Below are 2,475 nucleotides of genomic sequence, written 5' to 3'. Positions count from 1 at the left end.
CTCGATCCGTATTGGCTGCGCGCCGCCGCGCTCGATCAGCCGCTCGACCCGCACGAACTCGGCCGGGCGATCTTCCACCTGAACCAGCGCCGCGGTTTCAAGTCCAACCGCATCGCCGATTCCGACGACCGCGAAAAGGGCGCGACGAAGACCGGAATCCGTGCCCTCGAGACCACGCTGGCCGACAGCGGCGCGCGCACCCTGGGCGAGCTGTTGGCGCGCCGACACCGGCGCGACAGGCACGGCAACCGGCTGGGCGACGGAGATGGCTTTGCGACCCCGGATGCTGTCCGGTTCAGACCCCATGCGGAGGGGACGAAGGTCCTCTACGACTTCTACCCGTCCCGCGACATGATCGAACGCGAACTCGATCGTATCTGGGCGGCACAAGAGCCTCATCATCCCCAGTTGACTGACGACCTGCTCGCCCGCCTGAAGCGGATCGTCGTCGGGCAGCGCCCGCTGAGAAAACCGGTCGTCGGTCGCTGCACCCTGCGGCCGGAGCCGACCGTCATCGCCCCCTTTGGGTTCGAGATCGACCTGGGCGAGCGGGCACCGAAGGCCCATCCCCTGTTCCAGCGGTTCCGGATCCTGCAGGACGTCTCGCAGCTGCGGGTTTCGCGCGCGGGCCAGCGGGAGCGGCACCTGACCATGCAGGAGCGTGATGCCATCGCCGCGCAGCTGATGGCGAACAGCGGTAGCATGGTCGACTTCGACAAGCTGAGAAAGAAGGCAAGGCTGCCCGATGACGCCCGGTTCAACTACGAACTGTCCGGCCGCAAGGGCTTCCAGTCCGACCAGACGGCCGCCAGGCTCGCTGCGAAAAAGGCCTTCGGCAAGACCTGGAGAAGTTTGCCGCGCGATCGCCAGGCCGAAGTCGTCGAGCGGCTGCTGGCCGTAGAGGACGAAGGCGCACTCGAGGATTGGCTCGTCGGCACGTTCGGCCTGAACGCGGAGACCGCCGAGGCGATTTCCGGAACCCGGCTACCCCAGGGGCACGGCCAGTTCGGCCGCTCGGTGCTGGCGGACCTTGTCGGGGTTATGGAGGAAAAGGGGGCCGAGACACACGATCCCGCGACCGGCGAGGTCTACCTCCGCCCGTTGACCTATGACGAAGCCGTCCGGGAGATTGGTCTTCACCACTCCGACCTGCGACCCGGCGAAAAAGCCGCCCGTCTGCCCTATTACGGCGAGGCGCTGGTCCGCCATGTCATCTCCAGGCCCGACGCGCCTGAGGGCAGTCAGGAGGGCATCGGCCGGGTGCCCAATCCAACCGTCCACATCGGGCTCAACCAGCTCCGCAAGCTCGTCAACGCGCTGATCGCCGTTCACGGCCCGCCGGCCGAGATCGTTGTCGAGCTGGCGCGCGAGCTAAAGCTGAACAAGAAGCGCAGGGACGACATCCAGCGGAAGAACCGCGAGAACGAGAAGGCGAACGATCGTCGTCGTGCGGAGCTGGAGGCATTGGGATACGCCGACACCCACGGCAATCGGCTGCTTTTGCGGCTCTATGAGGAACTGCCCGCCGACGAGCGCGTCTGCGTCTACAGCGGCACGCCGATCTCCAGGGAAATGCTGTTCGACGGCTCCGTCGATATCGACCACATCCTGCCGCACTCGAAGACGCTGGACGACGGTTTCATGAACAAGGTGCTCTGCACCCGCCGGGCCAATCGCGAGAAAGGCAACCGTCCTCCCGCCGACGTCTGGTCGGGCGATGCGTTGCAGGAGATCGTCGAGCGCGCCGAACGGCTGTTTGGCAAAAAGGCCTGGCGGTTCCAGCCCGATGCGATGTCCCGTTTCGATGCCGAGGGCGGCTTCATCGCCCGGCAGCTGACCGACACGCAGCATATGGCCCGGCTGGCCAAGACCTATCTGGAGCAGGTTTGCGATCAGGTCTGGGCGCCGCCCGGTCGCCTCACCGCCATGCTGCGGGCGCGATGGGGCCTCAACGACTTGCTGCCGGATCACAACTATGTCGATGCCAACCATCCGAAGAATCGCAAGGACCATCGCCACCACGCGATAGATGCCTTCGTGCTGGCCTGCACCGATCGCGGCCTGCTGCAGCGCATCGCGCGCGAGTCCGGCCGCGCCGAAGACCTGGACCTCGATCATCTCTTTCCCAGGGACAGTTTCCCGAAGCCCTACGAGGGGTACCGCGACGATCTGGCCGCCCGTCTGGCAACGATCGTGGTCAGCCACAAGCCCGATCACGGCCTCGCGCCCGGTGACCGCGACAACGTTCACGTCACCTCCGGCCAGCTTCACGAGGAAACGGCCTATGGCCTGGTCGACGAGGAGATAGACGGAAAGCCCTACAATCTCGTCACCCGGAAACCGATCGGTGCCCTGACCCGGGGCGAGATCGACCGCGTCCGCGACAAGGACCTGCGCGCCGACCTGCGGCAGGTCGCATACGAGGCCGACCAATCGGGCGGTAAGCTGGGAGACGCCCTCGCCGCGTTCGGCGAG

1 protein-coding gene is annotated in these 2,475 nt (G+C 66.2%); it reads left to right on the top strand.

Going from position 1 to position 2,475, the window contains the following annotated elements; all coding sequences use genetic code 11:
* Window positions 1–2,475 (top strand): type II CRISPR RNA-guided endonuclease Cas9 (cas9, locus tag ACSF9G_RS23835; protein ID WP_436644562.1); only part of this gene is annotated, 2,475 nt, incomplete at both ends.

Origin of the sequence: Microbaculum mangrovi, from assembly GCF_051390635.1 — a bacterium.
Classification (GTDB): domain Bacteria; phylum Pseudomonadota; class Alphaproteobacteria; order Rhizobiales; family Tepidamorphaceae; genus Microbaculum.
Note: the sequence above shows the minus strand (reverse complement) of the source record. Positions and strands in the feature narration are given on the sequence as shown.